This window comes from Nodularia spumigena CCY9414 (assembly GCF_000340565.2).
In the GTDB taxonomy this organism is placed as follows: domain Bacteria; phylum Cyanobacteriota; class Cyanobacteriia; order Cyanobacteriales; family Nostocaceae; genus Nodularia; species Nodularia spumigena.
Map to the genome: position 1 here is coordinate 4,663,168 of NZ_CP007203.1, position 21,900 is coordinate 4,685,067.

Consider the following 21,900-nt stretch of genomic DNA (forward strand, 5'->3'; position numbering starts at 1 on the left):
AGTAAATTCAAACAATTCAATTAACTTATAGATACAATAAAGTAGAGACATTTCCTGAAAGGTCTCTACAAAATATACTTCCTATTTCTAGTTCATCATCTATGCAAATTCACGTAACTATAAGCACAGAACACAAAGAAAGAAGGAAATAAATAGTATCAGGTCGATTTGATGTTTCTTTTCCAGACAACAAATTAAGCAAGAGTCAAGAAACCAGTTTGAATTAAGTAGGAAGTGTAAGTCATCAATAATTGAGAATCAATTGGTGGACAAACAATAGAACTACCTGAGAGAGCTTTCAGAGTTTGCTGACAGCTAATAGTTGGTCTTCTCGCTTGCAGATACAAATCGGGAATAGTCAATTGTTCATCAGACCAGCGTTCTAGTAAAAAAGGACGCAGAGTGTATAAAGGATTCTCTACAGAAGAGACATTATTAATTAACTCTGATTGCCATTGTTCGTAGGGAATCATCTCTACAGGATAACCAAAAGAGCGCACCCATTCAACTAAATCTTTTAAAGAAATGGGTTGAGGATGTTGTAAATGGAATGCTTTCCCAATGGATTGTTTTTGTCTGGATAAGTACACAACAGCTTTACTTACATAGTCTACAGGGGACATATCCAACATATAATCTACATCAGGGAAGCTGCCCATTTGTAAACAGCCTTTGGTCATCAAATTGATAAAATCATGGGTGTTACAAATACCTGTTTTGCTATCCCCCGAAATTAATGGTGGTCTGTGAATAGTTACAGGTAAACCTCTATCACGAGCAACTTTAACTAACTTTTCTGCCACCCATTTAGTCTGAGAATATCCCAGATAAATACCTTCCCAATGATCAAATTCATCCTGTTCTTCAACCAAATGTCCAGCATAAGCAGTTGATTCAAAAACAGCGATACTGGAAACATAATGCACAGGCTTGACTTTAGTCTGACAAGCTAATCTCAAAATTTCTTGAGTTCCTAAAACATTGGCTGTTTTTAGTGCTGAGTAAGGATAAACATAATTCAGCAATGCCGCACTGTGATAAATAGTATCAATATGGCTCGCTAAAATGTGGAACTGTTCAGAGTCAATACCCAAAAGTGGTTGAGCTAAATCACCAACAATAGCAATAATGCGAGAATTAAACTTCTCATCCCAAATTGCATACTGTTCTAAATTCTTTTGTAGTTTGCTTTTACCTTCTGCTGCATTAGCCGCCCGGACTAAGCAATAGATATCCGCACCGGTTTCTTGTAGTAATTCCCGGATAATAAAAGCACCTAAAAAACCAGTTCCCCCAGTTAAAAAGATATTCTTAGGTTCACCCGTAAACACACTCACTGCATTGCTAGGATGAATAGCAGGGTCAAGCACAACTTCAGCAGCCAAATTTAGAACTGAAGTGTTAACTTGACCGTCTTGAACCTCTAAACCTTCTTGTAATTCTTCAGCTAAACGCTGTGAAAGAGATGCAATATTGGGGTAGTGCCATAGCAGAACAGGAGATGGTTGAAATCCCAACAATTTTTCTAATTTACTAACCAAAGTCATCGCCTGCGCGGAATCCAAACCATAGGTTTCTAAATTTTCGTTGATGTCTATTTCATCAATTTCTACCGCGATTAATTCAGCCATATTATTCACCAGCCATGCTTGAATATCTGCCGCACTATAAGTTTGTTTTAGAGTCATTTTTACATCTCCAATAATTGAGAATAATCTGGGCAATACTGACTGTAATCATCGGGAATTTGCATTCCTTGAATTTTTAAGCTTTGAATGCGATATAGAAATGCTGCTCCAGTCATGATGTGATGAGCAACATCAACTACCCGACGATTATCTGGTTCAGCTAAATAAGTACCGCGCACCCAATCATTAAAACTACCCATTGCAGGGCCACACCAAATTTGATAATCAACTTCTCTACCTTTTTCCCCCGAACTAGACCACCGGGAAGATAATCCTAAATACCAGCGAAAAATTAACGCCATTTTTAGCTTAGGATTATTAACTGCCTTGCCTAGTTTTTCAGGATTTTTTTGGGATAAATAACTTGCTGTTCCTTCCCAGACTTCAGCCAGAGTTTTGCGAAAAATTTGCTTTTCTATTTTCTCTCTTTCTGCCTGGGGAATCTCTTCAATGGAGTTATAGTTACGGTACAATTCATACAACTTTTGCGCCCGCATCGGGAACATTGTGCCACGTTTGAGGACTTGCAGTTTCACGCCCATTTCAAACATATCGGCGGCTGGAGCCATAATCATATCCGCCATTTCAGCTTGAGCTAATAATTTTTTAGTATGATTACAAGCTCCAGATTCAACGCAGGACTGATTAATTGAACCAGTCATAATGTAAGCAGCACCCATCATAAAAGCTGCTAAAGCTGATTGTGGTGTGGCAATTCCGCCAGCTACTCCAATTCTAATGGGTTGTTGATATTGAAATTGTTCTTGGATTTCATTCCGCAAACTAATAATAGAAGGTAATAAACAGACTAAAGGACGATTATCTGTATGTCCGCCAGAATCAGCTTCGACGGTGATATCATCAGCCATCGGCACTTTAGTAGCAAGTTTGGCTTGTAAATCAGTAATTAATCCTTGTTCAAGTAATTCTTTAAGTATTCTGGCTGGTGCTGGTTGGAGAAATTTACTAGCTACTTCTCGCCGCGAAACTTTGGCAATGACTTTGTTTTTGATTTCAATTTGATTGGCATCATTTAAGCTTAATCCCGCAACCCGGTAATAAACTATGTTGGGGGTTAAATCTAAAAATGCTGAAGCTTCTACGGTTCTTACTTGATATTTGAGGTATAAGTTCACAGCACGGCGTTCAATAGCCATGTCGTTAGGGCTGTGAATTAAATTGAAGGCGTAGGGGCCATGAGGTAATGCTGCTTGAATGCTTTTAATGGCTGTTTCTAAACGTTCTGGAGGTAAGCCACCGGCACCAAATGAACTCAATATTTTGGCTTTTCCTAATGCAATTACCATTTCTTCGGAGGCTATTCCGCCAGCCATTGCACCAGTTACATAAGCGTATTTTACGCCATGAGCAGCTAGGAAGTTTGAGTCTCCTAGTTGTTGTAGATTGATTGGGGGAATAAAGGTAAGAAGTTCTGGTTGTGCTGTGGTGTTATTTTCTGGAGGGCATAAGTAGCCTTCGTTTGTAACACCAATTTTTCCGCCAATTTTAAGGATGTAGCAGGGTTTGTCTAATGTTAGGAGTTTGTTTTTGATGGCTGATTCTTGGAAGGATATGCTATCTAATGAACCTTTCCAGGTGAGGTTTTGACTGTGGGGATTGGTGGGAAATTTTAGGCTATTATTATGTTGATCTGGTAGTGTGTCTACGGGTGTCACGGTGGTTATACCTCAGTTTGTTAATGGGGGGTTTTTAACGAACCGCCAAGTTGCCAAGTACGCCAAGAAGAGAAGGAGAGATTTTTATTTGATAGTTAGCATGGCTGAATTAGAGTCGGGAGTTATGGAATAACGAACTGCAGAGGACATAGAGTACACAGAGGAATGAGAGTTTGAGAGGTTTTGTGCGTAAGTCCTAACCCGGATTTCTCATCTCTTACTCTCTGCGCCTCTGCGCCTGGTGCGTGTTAGCGTAGCGGGGCGTAGCCCTACTAATTCATGCTTTCAATCAAGTTTGTTCATTCAATAAGTTTTCGGCACAAACTAACTGTAATTGAATGATTTCGCTCATCTGTTTACTAAAATCTTTTCTGGCTTGCAGGAAGGCAGTGTGATTTTGAGTTATTCTGTAATTGTTATCGCTCAGTTGTTTGTACTGAGTTCTGTTCAATTCAAGCATTCTAATTGTGTTATCAAGTTGATGGTTTGTAGCTGGAGATGACACAATTGGTTGCAGAGTTTTCTGTGCCAGAACTGTTGACTCAGAAGATTGTAATTCTTCTGGAATCTCAAAACCGTGTTCCATGATATTTTTTGTTGGGTCTTCGGCTGGCTGGGTTGGGGAATTTATGTTGTCTAATTTGCTGGCAAATGGTATGTTTTGATGCAGTTTTTCTACCCGATAACTGTTGAGGTTTTTGGCGATATTTTGGAAGTATTTACGGTTTTCTTCACTTAAAATTGCACCTGCAATTGATTTACCGCCCAAGGTAATTGTTCTTAGGGTTAATTTGTTTTGTTTGGTTGTGGCTGTGCTGAGGTTGTACAGGGGTGATAAATCTAAATTCACCCGATGACTGACAAGTTTTGCTAAGGCTTTGACCATTGATGTGTGGTCATCCATACCTCTACGATTGAGGGATACGGTAATGTGTTCTTTGTTTTCTAAGATTTTACTCATCCATCGAGAACAAACTCCACCCGCGCCAGCTTCTACAAATATTTTTACGCCATCTTCATAGACACGGTTGACTAATTGGGGAAAGTCCAGTTGTTGGCAAAGTCCGGTGGCTATACTTTTAGCTATGACATCTCTATCAAGTTTGATGGGTTGGTACTCGGCGGCTGAGTAAAATGTGATGTCTGGTAGGTTTTGGGTGGGTAAGCTATTAACTTTGGCGATTTCTTCATATTCTGACCGCATGGCTTCGCAATGAATTACATGGTCGAAGGGTGCGGGGAAAGAATTACAACCAAGAGTTTTAATTACTCTCTGACAAGCTGTTTTTTCTCCAGCAATTAAGACTTCTTCTGGTGTGTTGATTTGAGTTAAATAAACTCGTGGCTCATGTTTTAAACATTCTTCTACCTGGTAAGGTGTGGCCATGAGGACATAGGTAGCCCAGAACTCATCATCTTGTAATTCTGTGCTATCTGTTAAGCCCCAATACTGACGTACAGCATTTTTAGCACCTGATAATTTATCCCCAAATAATGGTGATGAGTTGAGAGTATTACTACCGCCTTCAAAATCACTCCAAACTCCTTGGGCTACCATCATGCTGGTTTCACCTAAGCTATAGCCAAAGACACATTTTGGTTGAACTTGAAAGTCATCTCGGAAAATCGCTGTCATGTATCTGGCGAAGGCGATTTCACTTTCAAACATTCCCAGGGAATCATCTAATAATTCTTTTTCGAGGGTTTCTAGTTGTCTAGTGGCGAGTTTGGGGAAGCTGCGAGGATAAACCAATTTCTCTACATCAGCAGCACGGTTATAGAGGTTATTACTCTTTAAGTCCTCAAAAACTTTGGGAAATAGGCGGAAAACTGTCCGACCAATACCAATATAGGAGTTAACGGCGGCTGGATAAACATAAGCGACACTTGCCGTTTTACCCAACGGTTTGGCTGTAAAATAACTACCTAATGGGGTTAGCCAGTCTGTACCTTTTTCAAAAGCAGTATTTACGCCTTTACGTGCAGCATCAATTTGTTTGAGGATTTCTTTTTTGTTACGTCCAGTAATTGTTAGAGCATATTTACTTTCAGAATGCTCTTTAAAAGTTGTGAAGGTTTGACTGGCTGTAGTTGATAAACAAGAACTATCTTCAATAGTTTTTTCGAGACTATTTAAAACCTCTTGTAAGTTGTTTTGATTTTCAGCTGCTACAGGGAAAAGATGAAAAGGCATTTGCTGTAAATACTTACTATCACGCTCTTCTTGGTCTGGGTCTTCGGATAAGATGACATGAGTATAAGTCTCGTCTATACCTATGCTATTGATAGCGGCTATACGACGCGTACCACCTTTATCGACAAACCAAGGTCTGGACTCTGTAGCGACATAGAAGGGGCTACCTGACCATTTTTGTGGAGTCTTCGCACCAGACCATTTAGGAGTAGCAGGAATGTATCTGTAATAGAGACAAAGGGCAGTTTTGATTAAACTAGCAATTCCCGATGCTGTGTATGTATGACCGATATTAGCTTTGACGCTACCAATGGCACATTGCAAACCGTTTCCAGTTTGAGGATAAGCCTGTAATAACCCGGTGATTTCGGCTTCATCTTGTTGAGGAATACCACTCCCAAAGACTTCTACATAGTTAATCTCTTGAGGTTGAATTTTGGCGATTTCAAAAGCTTTCTGACAAGCATCATTTGTGGCTGCTGCAAAACTGACAGCATCCAGTACAGCATATATTTTGTGGTTCTCTTTTTGGGCGGTATCATGACGCTTGAGGACAACTGCACCAGCACCTTCTCCAACCATCCAACCATCGGCATTTTCGTCAAAACTTAAGGTATTGATACCTTGATTTATTTTGGCTAATTGACTACGTAATAAGACATTTTCTACACCGCCGGCTAAATCAATTGCACCTAAAACTACAGCCTCGACTTCTCCAGATGCTAGTAACATTTGTGCGACTTCTAAGGCTTTGAGGGCAGAATTTTCACCAGCCGTCATTGTGAAAGCGGGTCCTGTGAAGTTCCATAAAGCGGAAATTCGACCTGCCATAATATTGGCGATGTGACTGACATACTCGCTGGTTTCAACAGGATGATGAATGCTATCTTTAACTATGCTTTCTAACTGTGAAAGTTCTGCATCTGGTAGAGAGATATTATCCTCTAATAAGCCCTCTTTGACCTGCCAAGATAAATCCCATCGTTGTTGTAACTGATGTACAGAAAGTTCAGTTTCCGCCGCCACAATTACTGCGACATTTCCACCTTCTTTTAGTCCCGCATCTTCAACAGCACGGTTAGCAACTTTTAATAGTAACAGTTGTTGGGGATTGAGTTTTTCAACTTCGTTTGGAGGAACTTTACAGGCTAAAGTATCAATGTCAAAGTCTTGGATGTATGCCCCAATTGGTGGTTTACCATCTGCTAAACCATACTCTTGCAGTAAGTCTGTTTGCTCATCTAGACCTTGCCATCTAGAGGGGGGGAGAGGAATAAAATGCTGTTTTCCTTCGTAAATACTGCGCTCAAAGGCATCTAATCCGTTACAGCCACCGAAAAAGGCATCCATGCCAACAATAGCGACTTTAGCCTGTTCTACAGGTACATCTGAGTTAATATCTAGGGCTGTGTTTCCCTGTTCAAGAATTAAGTGGGAATTAGTCCCGCCAAAACCAAAGGCGCTGATGGCTGCGCGTTTAATGGGTGTATTGTTGTTAGGCCATGCTGTGGCTTTTCTGACAATATTATCGCTGGAAATAACGTTATTGTCTGAGGCTAAAGGGACATCAACATTAATGGTAGGTGGAATTAGATTCTGAGACATACTCAGAATTACTTTTGTCAAGCCTACCATCCCAGCAGCCGTTAATAAATGCCCGACGTTGGCTTTAGCAGAACCTACTAAAGGTGAGGCTTGATGTTGTCCGAAAAAGGTAGCTATAGAGTTGAGTTCTGTTGTATCTCCTAGTAATGTGCCGGTAGCATGACATTCTAGATAATCAATGCTTTGAGGACTAATTTGAGCTTCTTTATAGGCTCGTTCAAAAGCGAGGACTTGTCCTTTGGTATTGGGACTGAGTAGGTGCTTACCTTTACCATCGTTAGAGAGTCCATTACCGCAAATTGTGGCGAGAATATGATCTCCATCTCTGACAGCATCGGTGTATCTTTTCAGGACTACCATTCCTACACCGTCACCGGGAATTAGTCCTCTGGATGTCTTATCTAGGGGGCGACTTGTACCGTCTTCAGCAAAGCCTTGGACACCAGAAAAGAGCATTCGCACAAATAGCGAGTCTGCACAACTGATGGCTCCGGCTAACATCATGTCAGCTTTATGGGATGATAGATAATGAGAGGCTAGTTTAATAGCATAAAATGAGGATGAACAAGCAGCATCTAGACATAAATTAATTCTAGATAGTGATAAGGCTTGAGCAACTATTGATGCTGGTAAGCCGGAAATCATCGCATTGTAAACTGATGCTTTGGTTGCTATGGGTAAGGTAGCTAAATCAAAATTTTCATGCTGTAAAAGTTCTTTAACAGCAGGTGCGATCGCTTGCCGATAAATAGGGGAGAATAATTGATGGGAAAGTCTAGTTGGGAAGGAAAGATTTCCTAGAATTACACCACATTTAGCGAGGAGGTTTTGATTTCCCCAGTAGCCACTATTTTTAATGGCTTGTTTGGCTGCATACAATGACCATTTGAAGGTGTCGTCTAAACCTGCAAGTAATTCTGATGGGAGGTTATATTCAGACGCATCAAATTCAAAGTCCCGAATGTAGCCACCTTTGAGGGAATAGGTTTTATCTGCTGTGCCTTTAACTGGGTTGTAAAAAATAGTGGGATCTACCCCAATTTCGGCGATGGTTGCTGATGATGTGGCATCTTTTTTGTTAATCAAATTATGCCAAAATTCTTCAGGGTTTTTAGCATCGGGAAATAGGCTGGATAATCCGATGATGGCTATTTTTTGCATTGTTATATCCTCGACAGTTTTGGGGTATTAAAAGAAGGCAGGATTTACGCTGTTCCCCAAATTTGAGAATTTTTTCTGGATGGAAACGAACCACAAAGGACACAAAGTACACAAAGGAAGAGGGAAGAAGGAAGAAGGAATTCTCTCTACTTCTCAATTTCTCCGCGCCTCTGCGTCTCTGGCTGAGAATCAAGTCCAAATAATTAACTTCTGAGTTGTTTCATTGACCAAATAATGGCATGAGCGCCTAGCATTTGAGAGTATATTTTTCCCTGATTATCGTGTATAATAAAGTCTGCGATCGCACTACTCGGAGTTTTGGCTTTTACTTCACAAGAAACATAAAATGGTTCGTTGTGTGGAGTAGGCGCAAATTGTTCAAATTTCTCGACTTTTCCGGGTAAGCAACCTTCTTGATGAAAGTGTTGTGTCCAAATCCATAAGGCGTGCATACTCAAGTCTGTTGTATAAGGATTCACCCATTTAACGGGGAATTGTCCTTGTTTTTGAGGACTGATTTCTGTCCACAAACATTCTGTGGTGATTTTTTCAGGGGTAATATTTAAAACTCTTTGGACTTCTTGAAATGAGGGTCCATGAAATAAGGTGCTTTCTCCATTTTGATAGAAATCTTTGCCTGTGGCAGTGATTATGTTATCTTGATTGAGGTTGATTGATTCATAAGTAGGAGAATCAGGAATTTCTCTATGCAGGTTGAGTTGAGCGCTAAAATGGTAATGGGTTTTACCTGCGGAATTTTTACTCCATATTTTAGCTTTAACTACAATTTTTTCAGAGTTGATTTTCTCAACTTCTTCTATATCTAAAATGTGTTCTTTGGCTAAGTTATGGTTGAAGGTAATTCCCTTTAAAACTTTGAAATCTGTGTAATTGAATAATCGATAACCGGGATACATTTCCTCACAGGAATTAATTATCCATGTCATTGCACAAGTAGCAGGTAATACTGGAGAACCGGCTAAAGCATGATCATATAAAAAGGGGTTCGCTTCCAGTTTCATCTGGCGACGGATGCGATGATTTCGCAGTTGGGAATCTAATTCTATAGTTGGGGGAACTAAGGGACTACCAATGACAACTTGTGCAGTATCATGATGGGACGGGTGCAATTCGTTGACTAACATTTGTGTACCCGCATCCACAGGAATAATATCAAATCCCCTTTCTGCAAGTGCTTTTTTTAGTTCTGGGGAAACCATACCACTATCCCAAGCGCCCCAGTTAATGGCGACTACGTGACACTGAGGATAATTTTGCTTGATTAAATGGGCTGATTTGTTGAGAATTTCGTTAGCGATCGCATAATCAGATTGTCCAATATTGCCGTAAAATCCAGTTACGGAGGAGAACAATACTAAATGCTGGAGTTGTTCAAGATTCACGCAAGTCAGGAGATTTTCTAATCCTTGGACTTTAGCAGTGTAAACTTTTTCAAAATCCTGATCTGTTTTCTTTTCAATTAGCTTATCAGCTAAATTTCCCGCGCCGTGAATAATCCCAGTTATTGCGCCCACAGCCGCTAATTTTTGCTGTAAATCTGCAATATTGGTGACATCTACACTAATATATTCGGCTTGAGCGCCTGTTTCTTGGATGCTTGCTAAGGTTTTCTTAATTTCTCGGCTGGAAACGATTTTGTTATATATCTTCAATACACTCATAGGAGTTGGTTTTTCTCCTTGAGACAGAAGATTTTCCATGATGCGTTTCTTTAAGGCTGGTTCTTCGATACAATTTTGAGCAAATTCTGGTTCAATTTCTAAAAGTTCGGAACGACCAAGGAGGATGAATTTACAAGGCTGGTGCTGGGCTATTTTAATTGTACATTGGGCTGTAATTCCTTTTGCACCACCACTTACAATAAAAACTGATGAAGGGCGAATCTGTGTTTGTGTAGTCATATTTTTTTATGATTAAAGAGGAACTAACCGCCAAGTCGCCAAGTACGCCAAGAAAGAGTTTCTGCGCTCTTAAACTCTGCGTCTCTGCGCCTGGTGCGTGTTAGCGTAGCGGGGCGTAGCCCAACAAAAAATATCCTTCAACGAAGAGGGAGATATGGTTATACCTCCCTCATCCCCTTAGTTCTCGAAAGAACCAACTAAAGTCACACGTCCTTGGGAACCGTAAGCAACTTCGCTGATATAATTATTCGGGTCGTGCATTTCAGCGATAATATATTCTGCTGACTGTTGAGGGTTTATACTTGGACTTAAATCAATGGCGCGAGTAAAGACTTTCGGCCATTCCCATTTCAGAGTTTTGGTTAATCCAAATAATCCTGCACCAATGGCTCCAAAATTAATGTTATGCTCTAAGCCAAAGGCTCCATCTAAACGGTTGACGGTTAAGAAGCAACTGCGTTCATAACGCGCCACTTCGTTGAGGGTTTGCTTGAGATGTTTGGCTATGAAAAAGACGTGCTTGACAATTTCTTTTTCTTGTGGTAAGTAAGCTGGGGTCTGATTTCCGGGAAATACTGGATGTATATGGATGAAAGCGCCAATGTTGCCGAAGTGAGTCGCGATCGCAGATAATTTATGTTGAAGCAATTCTTCGGTCATATCTGCGAGGACTACACGATTCACTCCGGTTGGTAAGGGCGACTGTTGAGGAACGATAGATGGGGGGAAACTTAAAACTACCACTTTCCCGCCGCGATCGCTTAAAGTTTGAGCTAATTGTGACGTGGTGAGGGAACCATCGTCAGTAATTACACTCACGTGTCCCTCTGGTAAAGCGAAGTCTAAACTATCCGGTGGTGGGAGGAATTGCAGTTTAGCTGGTCGCCGTGTCACACCGTCTATTACCTGGACTGGCTGGTAACTAAACGACCACTGGGGCTTTTTTTTTTCACCTCCAGCCAGCTTCTGGAGATAATCAACTATTTGACCGATGGTGCGGAGGTCGCCCAGTTCTTCTATATTGGGCTGGGGTAAATTGGGGTATTTATCTTGCATCGCTCCCAATATTTCTACCCGTTTAATGGAGTCAATTCCTAAGTCAGCCTCCATGTCCATATCCATCTCTAGCATCTCTACTGGGTAGCCAGTCTTATCACTGGTGATGCTTAACAAGGTTTCACCCAAGTCTGCGTAATTATCGGTAGCTGCTATTTCTGGTTCTGTTTCTAATTCTGTGGGGAGGGGGGTAGAGACAACCGGGCTGGTTGTCTCTACGGGAATGGGGATTTCGTTGTCCCCTATGGGGATAAGGGACAAGGGGGATTGATTAGATTGTAGCACGACTTCTGGAGTAGTAACAACAGCACTGCCAGAAACTTGAAATTGCAGGTATTCTACAACTTCGCCAATGGTGCGTTTTTCTGATAATTCTTCTAAATTTGGCTTGGGTAGGTCAGGGTACATATCCTGTAACGCGCCCAAGATTTCAACTCGTTTGATCGAGTCGATTCCTAAGTCAGCCTCCATGTCCATATCTGTTTCCAGCATCTCTACTGGGTAGCCAGTTTTATCGCTGGTGATGGCTAATAAGTTGTTACCCAATTCACTTAAGTCAATATTAGGAGCAGAGACAGGTGCTGGTACTGTTTCAACTACAGGCGCTGGTGTCACCGCTACAGGTTCTAGTACTGTTTCGACTACAGGCGCTGGTGTTACTGCTACCGCTACAGGTGCTGGTACTGTTTCGACTACAGGCGCTGGTGCTGGTGTCTCTTTGGGCTGAGTAGTTACCTGACTGGAAATAATTTGAGAATATTCTTGTTGGATAAGTTGGAAAAACTTCTTGGCGTATTCTAACTGTTCTACAAGATATTGCTCATGGATGCGTAGGGTTTCACCTTGTTGACTGTGAAACTGCATCATTCCCCGTTCTACACTTTTCTTGACAAATAGCTGAAGTTGTGCTGCCTCGTCGTTAGATTGGCTGTTAGCAAATACAGCGTTTTGTTGCTGCATCAATTGGAAAAACGCTTTGGTGTATTCCGTCTGATGTTGCAGATAAGTCCCGTGAACTTGCAGATTTTCGGTTTGATTTTGCTGGAACTGTGTCAACAGATATTCTAAACTTTCTAACGCCCGTTGGTAATTTACAGGTTTTTCTGGTGTTGGTTGCATCTTTGTCTCCTGGGCTGTTGCTGTAGGAAGAATCACAGGATTCATTTGAGCCTGGGGTGTAGTATTAGTAGATTTATGTGAAAATTCGGGCAGACTATCTGTAGGATGGGTAACACGTCCATTAGTGCTATTTTCTTTCACTGCTGGAGTTGCTACAACTTCCGAAAATTCAGGTGCGGAAGTGACAGGTAAACTTACTTGATGTCCGTTCCGCAAAGCTTCAGGAAAGGCGTTTTTGGTTTTTTCGGAGACATAGTTAATGCCGTTTAAACGCACATTTAACGCCTTCTTCTTCTCTACTGGAGGTAGTACGGGTTCAATTTGATAAGGATCGAGGTTTTTCAAAGTTAAGCCCACGACACGCAACTGTACAGCCGCTTCTCTTAGAGAGCGATCGCTGTTCTTTTGAGTGCTGGGGTTCAAAGAGATGGTAAGATGTGGGCGATCGCCTAAAATATCTTTTACCAAGTTGGTCAAAATCCGCCGGGGACCAAATTCCACAAAGCAATAACCACCCGCAGCATAGATATTTTCGATTTCCTGTTTAAACATCACCGAAGTAGCCAGGTGAGTTTCCAGAATTTTCTGAATTGCTTGGGGTTCTTGGGGGTAGTTTTTACCTGTAACGTTGGTGAAGACAGGAATTTGAGGCTGATTGAATTTAACAGATTTAGTGGCGATCGCAAAGGATTTTTGAGCAAAAGCAATCAGTGGCGTGTGGAAAGCAGCAGACACAGGTAACACCACCGCAGTACAACCTTGTTCCTGTAAAGCTTGTCTCACCTTAGCGACTTCTGCCGTCGGTCCGGCTAAGACAATTTGTGTGGGAGAATTAAAGTTAGCAATGGTAACTTGAGGATAATTCCGCAGCACCAGCGCAACTTTACTCATATCCTCCTTCACCGCCAACATACTCCCAGCATCATGGTCTGGGTCTTCTGGCGCAGCCATCGCTTGACCTCTAGACTTAACTAGAAACAAATAATCTGCTTCACTCAAAACCCCCGCAGCCCATAAAGCTGTTAGTTCCCCGAAGCTGTGTCCCGCCACAAAATCAGATTTAAATCCCGCTTGTTGCAATATAGAATACAAACCAGCGCTAAATACCCCAATAGCAGGTTGAGCGTATTCTGTGCGTTGCAATGTAGCAATTTGGGCATTTTTTTCTGCTTCATCAAACACCGGATGAGGAAACACAATTTCTGAAATTGGCTGCAAATTATCTTTAAGTAACAAACTATCCATACAGCCATGTAAACGGCGCATAGTCGGAAAGTTCATCACCAATTCTCGCCCCATTTCCAGGTATTGCGAACCCTGTCCAGAAAATAGAGAAACAACCTTTCCGCCCAACTCCATTCCAGAGGAACGGTAATAAATACCTTGGGGATGTTCCCAAGATGTTACAGAAGCCTTGTGTTTCAGCCAGTCAATACTAACCTGCATCAACTTACAAGCTTCTTGCAGATTTTCAGCCACAAACCCCACTCTAGCAGCAACTTGGGGAATTTCCACAGATTGACATTCTTTAATTAAAGCGGCAAAATGTCTTTCACCATCGGCTGAATGTAACTTATTCAGAGTTTCTTCGCATTTACTCAACAGTTGTCCTGGATTATTCGCAAACAACAGCACCTCACGGGCAGTACCATGTAAACGGTAAGGAAGATTTTCTTCAGTTTCGTATTCTTCCAAAACAACGTGATAATTCGTTCCACCAAAACCGAAAGAACTCACCCCCGCCCGTCTTGGCGCTTCACCTTCCGCCCTTATCCAAGGTCTAGTTTGGGTATTCAAATAAAATGATGAATTTTTGATATCCAATTTAGGATTTGGTTCAGTAATATTGATGGTTGCGGGTAAAACTTTGTGATGCAAAGCCAAAGCAGTTTTAATCAAACTTGCAGCCCCAGCAGCCGCTTTGGTATGCCCAATTTGAGATTTTACACTCCCCAACGCGATATGCTGTTTTTGGGAATCATGCTGACTAAAGTAGTCTCTTAAAGAACCAAATTCGATGGGGTCGCCAGCCATTGTTCCAGTCCCGTGGGCTTCCATTAACCCCACAGTGGCGGGAGAAAAGCCCGCATCATCATAAGCACGTTCCAAGGCTCTAACTTGGCCTTCCTTGCGGGGAGCATAAATACTCTTGTAGCGACCATCGCTAGAAGTACCAATACCTTTAATCACCGCATAAATTTTATCATTGTCCCGTTCCGCATCTTCCAAGCGTTTGAGGACATACATACAAACACCTTCACCCAGCAACATCCCATCAGATTTAGCATCGAAAGGTTTGGCGTTTTCACTGGGAGAAACGGCTGGTGTTTTGCTGAAAGAAATGTAAGCCATGATAGTGTTATCGGTATCAACACCACCAGTCAGCATCATATCAGCCCGATGTTCTACCAGTTCGCTGATAGCCATTTTCAAAGCACCAAAGGAACTAGCACAAGCAGCATCCACGACACAATTTGTCCCGCCAAAATTCAAGCGGTTCGCAATGCGTCCAGCAACCACATTCGCCAACATTCCAGGGAAAGCATTTTCATCCCATTTGATATAGGCGCTTTTAATTTTTTCGATAATTTTTTGAGTATCTTCATCAGAAATACCACTGCTTTTAAGTGCCTTTTCCCAAACAGGATACTCTAACCGAGCCGAAAGTGGCATTCCCAATTGCTTGGCCATGGCCACACCTAAAATTACCCCAATCTTTTCGCGACTAAATTCACGCGACTCACCATAACCAGCATCTTCCATTGCTTCTTTAGCAATTACCAAACCTAATAGCTGGGAAATATCTGTAACTTCCAAGATGCTGGGAGGAATACCAAATTCCATTGGGTTAAAATCAACCTCTGGAATAAACCCGCCTCTTTTACAGTAGGTTTTATCTTCCGGGGTTCTGGGGTTGGGGTCGTAATAATCTTCAACGCTCCAATGTGTAGCCGGGACATCAGTAATACAATCAATTTTGTTAACGATATTTTGCCAATATTCCCGTAAATTTCTCGCTTGGGGTAATAAAGAAGCCATCCCGACAATAGCTATGGGATTTTGTGCTAATTTTCTATTAATTTTGTTAACTGACATTGGTGTTTCCTTACTAAACTTCTTGTCCTCTATTGACCTAATCAAAGTTTTCTCAACACTATTGATAAGGCTCTCTAACTCTGCCAAAGCCGTATCAATTGAATAAGCAGACATAGGGCATATACTGTTCTTAAGTATTGTGGATTATGAGGCTACAGTAATTTCTGTATTCCACTGACAATGAGCTATTTCTGCTAACAAATAGCTAGGTAATACCAATTCGTAATTCATAATTCGTAATTCGTAATTCGTAATTAAGAATTTGTCTGATTTGGGAGAATTGGTTATTATCTACCTACCTTTATACAGGCGAAGTTAACTGCTTGTTGCTAAACCAAGCGCACACGATACATACTGCTTTTCCGCCTTAATTCATGGATGCTTTCCGCATTTTCAGGCAATTTCGGAATACAGTATTCGTGAAATAATGTTATACAACACTCGATTCTTGATATTGAGGTAAGAGGTCAATAACGTTGTTGAAACTGGAAAAATAGTCTCGGAGTACGTTAGCTGCTTGACCAGTGAATTCCATCCATTCGTAATGGTAGAGATTTTGAGCAATTGTATCCCACTGAATTAAGGGAAACTGAGGAGTAGCTACTAGGACAGAAACGCTTTTTTCTCCCAAATTAGTTTGAGTATCTAGCCTAACCGCAGCAACGTAGCTGGTGTTAATGACAACGTTCTGTATCTTGATAAATGCCATAGCCAGTTTCAGCGTCCAGGATAATTTATTTTAAGCAATTTGACCCAGAAAAGTTGACAACTTCGTTACAGAAAAAACATTCCCCTACATTCTGAATTCATGCACTTTTCTGAAGAAATACTCACACACTTATAGGGTGATGCCAATGCGGTTAGGTTTAGTTTTGCTTTTTCAAATTTGAACAAAATAACTAAATTCCTTTGCCGCTTTGAAAGGGTTGAATTAATAAAAAGAATAGCATGATTCACAGAAACTAAATCATTTGTTTAAAGTAATTTTATAAATAAACCAGATTATTGCTGGTAGCAATTTAAAAAAAGGCACGATACACAAGTATAGTTAAAAACTTTATCCTCACGCTGCTGGTTTAGCTTAATTGCTTTGATAGGCTTGATTTTAGGCTCAGTACGCATATTTTATTAATCCAGATAAAATTTAATAAATACATCAACAAAGTACAAAACTATCTAAATGTATTTTTCAGCAGAACATCATAATTAAAGGCAAGAATTCGATAATTTATCCAGATAAAACTACCTATCCAAACAAAAAGTAATTTATAAAGCAAACATTAATTTATAAGACAGTGCAGAATAAACAAATTACATTTGTGATGAATTGCCTAAACTTGGACATCATCTAGTAATATCTGACAAAGCAGTTACAGATTTAGAAATAACATTGTGAATCAAGGAATTTTAGATTTTAGATTTTAGATTTTGGATTGACTCCACAGATAAATCAAGAGGCTTGTACCATTACAGCAGTTTTCATGTATTTAGACCACACTCTTAATTCCTCTGGTGCGCCTTTGCGCCTCTGCGTGTTAGCGTAGCGGGGCGTAGCCCGACATAAAAATGTGGTTCATTTAGCTGAAAATCGCTGTAAGGAACTATTGCTCAACTCAAGATCAATTCTTCTGTGTATATTAGTGTCTCTGTGGTGAAAGATAGAAACTAAGACACCAAACCAATTTTTTGCGGTAACTTACCAGTCCATTTCTGCCACCGCATGATTCCCCGATGCACCAATTGGGGATTTTCATCGCCAATAAAACAGATACGCCCCATTCTTTCACAAGCAATGAGAATTTCACCGTTTCCCATAAATGGCGCAATCACAAAGTTATTCTGATTGGTATACAAATGAATTAAGTAGTTAACAATACCCTCTACTCCGTCAATATTAATTGGTGTCTGTGGCTGAGGTATTGATTGGTGAGAAAAAATGCCCACGTAAATATTACCTAGAACTAATTCATATTGAAAAGGCATTTGGCTATGACGATAAAAATTATAAATGTGTCCCTCAGAACGCAACACCGCCACCACTCGCGCTTCATCTACCAAGTAATTATGCTCCCAAGTCTGAGACAGGGTGGCGATCGCTAAAGCAGCATCTGATGGTAACAGGTTTCTAAATTCTGAACTAGCAGTATGATCACAATACACTAAATGCCGTGCCAACATCCATTCCTCACCAACTTTTACATTAGGTTCATCACTAGCGGCGACTTCCGGCTGACCTTGACCTTTTTTGTGCGCCAACTTAGCTTCCCGTTGCGCCATAGCACTTTTGTATGCCAAAATCTGTAAATCTTTTTGCTTCGCCCTAGCTTCCACAATTAATTGAGCCAGCCTTGCCGATTCTACTTCATCTCCCCTCACTTGGGCTAACTCCCAAGCCTTTTGAGACTCTTGGGCCAAAATCCGTTCCTTACTACCAGCCCTAGCCACCTTCAGCAGTGCAGTAGGACTATCAGCAATTGGCGAACCCTTAATTATTTCTTTCACCTCTGAGTGAATACTTTTAGCAATCTGCTTACCGTGCTGAAAGGTGCGTTCAGAGTAGCCAACTTCTCTGGCTAACTCTACAGTACGCTTTAAGGGTGGTGAAACCGTTTCACCACCTTTAGCTGTATATTGATTATCGCCTACCTTTGCCCTCAAACCCATCCGCGATAAAATTTCATCTCGCTCCAACCACAACTCCGAACGTTCCAGTGGTTCCAACTCATTGCGAATCAAATTCTCATCAATTTCCGCCAAACGAGATTGGTCAGAATTCTCATAGTTAACAATATGACACTCAACAACCTCTAGCCCCAAAAGTTTGCAAGCCGTCAAACGATGTAACCCCGCAATCAAATTCAGCTTTTGATCCACCGTAATCGGGTTCAATAAACCATTAGCCCGAATCGACTCCTTCAACTCATTTACCTTGTCGCCCTTAACCGGACGGCGATTCAGACCAATCCGAATTTGCTCTATGGACACTATAGGCATAATTACTATTTTCAGTGCAGTGAGTCAAAGGTATATCTAAATATATTGCATCAGTATACACAATGGCGAGTCAATCGATTTTGGATTTTAGATTTTAGATTTTGGATTGACCCTGACCACCACAGCCAGATGCGGCTCTCTATTCTATTCCCCAGCCTCCTCTGTTGCGTTTCTGCGCCTGGTGCGTGCATATTGACACCAAACAACAACCGATTGACAAGATCAGCAAATTTTGCAATACTTAGAAACAAGCTAATTCAACTTTTCCATAGTTAATTTTATCAGCGCTTCGACATCTTAAAATTTAGCTTTCCATCCTAGCCAGATTGTATTTTACACTACTTGATTCAGTGTGAATTTAGGATAAAACTAACTCAGGAAGATTTGCAATCACACCACCATTAAAATCAGTGAACAGTGAACAGTGAACAGTGAATCGTGAACAAGACTTATGGTGGAAAAATAAAACCCAATTATGTCTCTTACCTGATAACTGATAACTGGTAACTGATAACTGATAACAGCGCGTACAACAATTTATATAGAACTAATTAGACCTCTCAATTTACTGAAAGTAAAACTATAGAGAAAAAATGCTCTTGGTTAATTTGCAGATGAGTCTATTGCATTCACATCATATAGCCATCTTAGGTTGTCCCCTGGCATAGCACAATTGGAATAAAAATATGGCCGCAAACAAAAAACGCCTGTTATTCACAAAACCCCTAGGTCGGTGGCGGATAATTTTGGCAGCTTCTATCACTTTAGCGACTGGATTAGTAACTTTTTACAGCTTTTCACAAAATCGATTTAGCCCTCAAGTTCCAACGCCTTCAGCGAATTTGCCCAAGGCTACCCCTACCCCTGTGAAAGTTGCGGTGACAGCTTTAGGACGTTTGCAACCAGAGGGTGAAGTGACTAATTTGTCTGCGCCCAATTCAGTCAACGGTGTGCGGGTAGAAAAAACCTTGGTGAAGGAAGGAGAAGAAGTTAAAGACGGGCAAATATTGGCATATTTAGAAAATTATGGTCGCGCCACAACCGCTCTGCAACAGGCTTTAGATCAACTAGAAATTGCTAAAGCTAAACTAGCACAAGTCCAGTCTGGGGCTAAACCCGGAGATATTACCGCCCAAAAAGCTGCGATCGCCCGTTTAGAGTCACAATTAAAAGGAGACATTGCAGCTCAACAAGCCACAATCAACCGCATCCAGGCCGAAGTAGATAACGCCCAAAGCGAGAACAATCGATATCAGCAATTATACAAAGACGGTGCTATTTCCGCCTCCATAGCAGATAGTAAAGCTTTGCAACTCAAAACTGTACAACAGCAACTTACCGAAGCCAAAGCCAACCTCAACCGCACTCAGAACACACTTCAAGACCAACTCAAAGAAGCCAAAGCCAGACTTAACAGTATTAGCGAAATACGTACCGTTGATGTAGAATTGGCAAAAACCGAAGTGAATAGTGCTGTAACTGCCATCAAACAAGCACAAGCAGACCAAGAATTAACCTACCTAAAATCTCCCATAAACGGTCAAGTTTTAAAAATTCACGCCAAAACAGGAGAAGTAATTAACAGCAATGGATTTGCTGAAATAGGTAAAATATCTCAAATGTATGTAGTCGCCGAAGTTTATCAAACTGACATTCAAAAAGTAAAAGTAGGACAAAAAGCGACCATTACTAGCAACGCCTTTCCCGGAAAAATACAGGGAACCGTCAGCAAAATTGGTTGGCAAATTGACAGACAAAGCATCTTCAGTCTTAACCCCGCAGCAGATACAGACCGCAGAATAGTTGAAGTAAAAATCAGCATCAACGACCCCGCAGATAGTCAAAGGGTAGCCCGTTTAACCAACTTACAAGTTGATGTCGCCATTCAACTCTAATAGAATGAATTTCTTAGTAATAACTTGCGTAGCGAAGCCATAGTTGCGCTAAATTTCCTTCTTCCTTCTTCTTCCCTTCTTCCTTTGTGTCCTTCTCCCAAGGGGAGACGCTAGCGCCATAAGCGAAGCTATGCCGAAGGCTTTACGTGGTTCGTTGCTCATATAAAACGCGATTTATCGCGTCTCCAAAAAATAACATCCCAAATGGTATTAAACCATGAATTTTAAAATACCCTTAGCATGGCTACAGCTAGCCCAGCAAAAAATTCGATTTGTAGTAGCTGTAGCTGGAATTGCATTTATTGTACTGCTAACCTTCATTCAACTTGGCTTTCAAGATGCACTTTATTCTAGTGCTACTGCACTGCATCAAAATCTCCGAGGCGATTTATTTTTAGTTAGTTCGCAATATAAATCCTTAACCGCAACTCAAAGTTTTTCCCGCAGTCGTTTATACCAAACCTTGGGTTTTGAAGGTGTAGAGTCAGTTAGCCCCATATATTTGCAATTTGCGAAATTAAAAAACCCAGAAACTGGAGAGAAATATTCTATATATGTAATTGGCTTTGACCCCGGAAAATCTGTATTTAATATACCCGAAGTTGCAGAAAACTTAGACAGACTCAAAATTCCTGATATTGTCCTGTTTGATCGAATTTCGCGCCCAGAGTTTGGCCCGATCGCCAATAATTTCGCTGCTGGAAATACTGAACAGACAATTGAAATATTTCCCTTTGATGCGCCCATTGGTTACAGAGTCAGAGTAGGAGGCTTATTCAGCTTAGGGCCTTCCTTTGGTGTAGATGGTAACTTAATTGTCAGTGATTCAACATTTCTCAGGATAAATCCTAATACTCGCCCAGCAGAAATGATTGATATTGGTGTCATCACCCTGAATGCTGGCGCAAATCCCGATAAAGTTTTGCAAAAATTAAAAGCAAATTTACCGAATGATATCCAAATTTTTACTCGTCAAGGCTTTATTGATTTCGAGAAAGAGTATTGGGCTGTGAGGACACCCATCGGATTTATACTTAACCTCATGCTGACGATGGCTTCTGTGGTGGGGGTAGTAATTGTCTATCAAATTCTTTACAGCAATATTGCCAATCAATTGATTGCCTACGCAACTTTAAAAGCTATTGGATATGCGAATGGATATCTATTAAATGTAGTTTTTCAACAAGCATTAATCCTGGCTTTATTAGGTTATATCCCAGGTTTTCTCTTTTCCATAGGCTTATATAGTTTCGCTATGGAGGTGACTAAATTACCGATTATGATGACTGCTAATAATGCCATCATTGTTTTAGTCTCAGCAGTTCTCATGTGCATAACTTCCGGCTCACTTGCTATCAATAAACTTCGTTCCGCAGACCCGGCTGATATTTTTTAGTTATCTCAAATACCTACAAAAATGAAAATGCACTTATCTGAAAGCACAAATATCCTGCTTGAAGATTACGCGAGTTCGCCCTTGGCGTTCCCGTAAGC

At 40.9% G+C, this 21,900-nt stretch carries 9 protein-coding genes; 2 read left to right on the top strand and 7 right to left on the bottom strand.

Going from position 1 to position 21,900, the window contains the following annotated elements:
- Nucleotides 1-194: 194 nt before the first annotated feature.
- From NSP_RS20365 to NSP_RS20395, 7 genes are all read right to left on the bottom strand, one after another.
- Nucleotides 195-1,688 carry a thioester reductase domain-containing protein gene (locus NSP_RS20365; RefSeq protein WP_006196638.1) on the bottom strand — a complete coding sequence of 498 codons (1,494 nt, stop codon included), beginning with the start codon at nt 1,686-1,688 and terminating at the stop codon, nt 195-197.
- 2 nt (nt 1,689-1,690) lie between these two features.
- A complete protein-coding gene (locus tag NSP_RS20370) occupies nt 1,691-3,364 on the bottom strand; it encodes a PfaD family polyunsaturated fatty acid/polyketide biosynthesis protein (RefSeq protein WP_006196637.1) in 1,674 nt (557 codons plus the stop codon).
- 289 nt (nt 3,365-3,653) lie between these two features.
- Entirely contained in the window at nt 3,654-8,324 is a 4,671-nt protein-coding gene (locus NSP_RS20375) for a PfaB family protein (protein WP_006196636.1), read from the bottom strand.
- 203 nt (nt 8,325-8,527) lie between these two features.
- Nucleotides 8,528-10,246: an SDR family NAD(P)-dependent oxidoreductase gene (locus NSP_RS20380; RefSeq protein WP_006196634.1), complete on the bottom strand. Its 1,719-nt coding sequence runs from the start codon at nt 10,244-10,246 to the stop codon at nt 8,528-8,530.
- A gap of 177 nt (nt 10,247-10,423) precedes the next feature.
- On the bottom strand, nt 10,424-15,631 hold the full coding sequence (locus tag NSP_RS20385; protein WP_006196633.1) for a type I polyketide synthase: 5,208 nt from the start codon (nt 15,629-15,631) through the stop codon (nt 10,424-10,426).
- Between the two features lie 316 nt (nt 15,632-15,947).
- Complete coding sequence (locus tag NSP_RS20390) at nt 15,948-16,226, bottom strand: hypothetical protein (protein ID WP_006196632.1); 279 nt, start codon at nt 16,224-16,226, stop codon at nt 15,948-15,950.
- Nucleotides 16,227-17,182: 956 nt separating this feature from the next.
- Complete coding sequence (locus tag NSP_RS20395; RefSeq protein ID WP_006196631.1) at nt 17,183-18,511, bottom strand: ParB N-terminal domain-containing protein; 1,329 nt, start codon at nt 18,509-18,511, stop codon at nt 17,183-17,185.
- A gap of 686 nt (nt 18,512-19,197) precedes the next feature.
- Between NSP_RS20395 and NSP_RS20400 the strand changes: the two genes are divergently transcribed.
- On the top strand, nt 19,198-20,406 hold the full coding sequence (locus NSP_RS20400; protein ID WP_006196630.1) for an ABC exporter membrane fusion protein: 1,209 nt from the start codon (nt 19,198-19,200) through the stop codon (nt 20,404-20,406).
- 217 nt (nt 20,407-20,623) lie between these two features.
- On the top strand, nt 20,624-21,802 hold the full coding sequence (gene devC, locus NSP_RS20405) for an ABC transporter permease DevC (protein ID WP_006196629.1): 1,179 nt from the start codon (nt 20,624-20,626) through the stop codon (nt 21,800-21,802).
- The last annotated feature ends 98 nt before the right edge of the window (nt 21,803-21,900 follow it).

What these genes read in the sequence shown, in the direction of transcription:
- NSP_RS20365 (WP_006196638.1), bottom strand. Translation starts at nt 1,688, where the DNA reads ATGACTCTAAAACAAACTTATAGTGCGGCAGATATTCAAGCATGGCTG.
- NSP_RS20375 (WP_006196636.1), bottom strand. Translation starts at nt 8,324, where the DNA reads ATGCAAAAAATAGCCATCATCGGATTATCCAGCCTATTTCCCGATGCT.
- NSP_RS20380 (WP_006196634.1), bottom strand. Translation starts at nt 10,246, where the DNA reads ATGACTACACAAACACAGATTCGCCCTTCATCAGTTTTTATTGTAAGT.
- NSP_RS20385 (WP_006196633.1), bottom strand. Translation starts at nt 15,631, where the DNA reads ATGTCTGCTTATTCAATTGATACGGCTTTGGCAGAGTTAGAGAGCCTT.
- NSP_RS20390 (WP_006196632.1), bottom strand. Translation starts at nt 16,226, where the DNA reads ATGGCATTTATCAAGATACAGAACGTTGTCATTAACACCAGCTACGTT.
- NSP_RS20395 (WP_006196631.1), bottom strand. Translation starts at nt 18,511, where the DNA reads ATGCCTATAGTGTCCATAGAGCAAATTCGGATTGGTCTGAATCGCCGT.
- NSP_RS20400 (WP_006196630.1), top strand. Translation starts at nt 19,198, where the DNA reads ATGGCCGCAAACAAAAAACGCCTGTTATTCACAAAACCCCTAGGTCGG.
- devC (WP_006196629.1), top strand. Translation starts at nt 20,624, where the DNA reads ATGAATTTTAAAATACCCTTAGCATGGCTACAGCTAGCCCAGCAAAAA.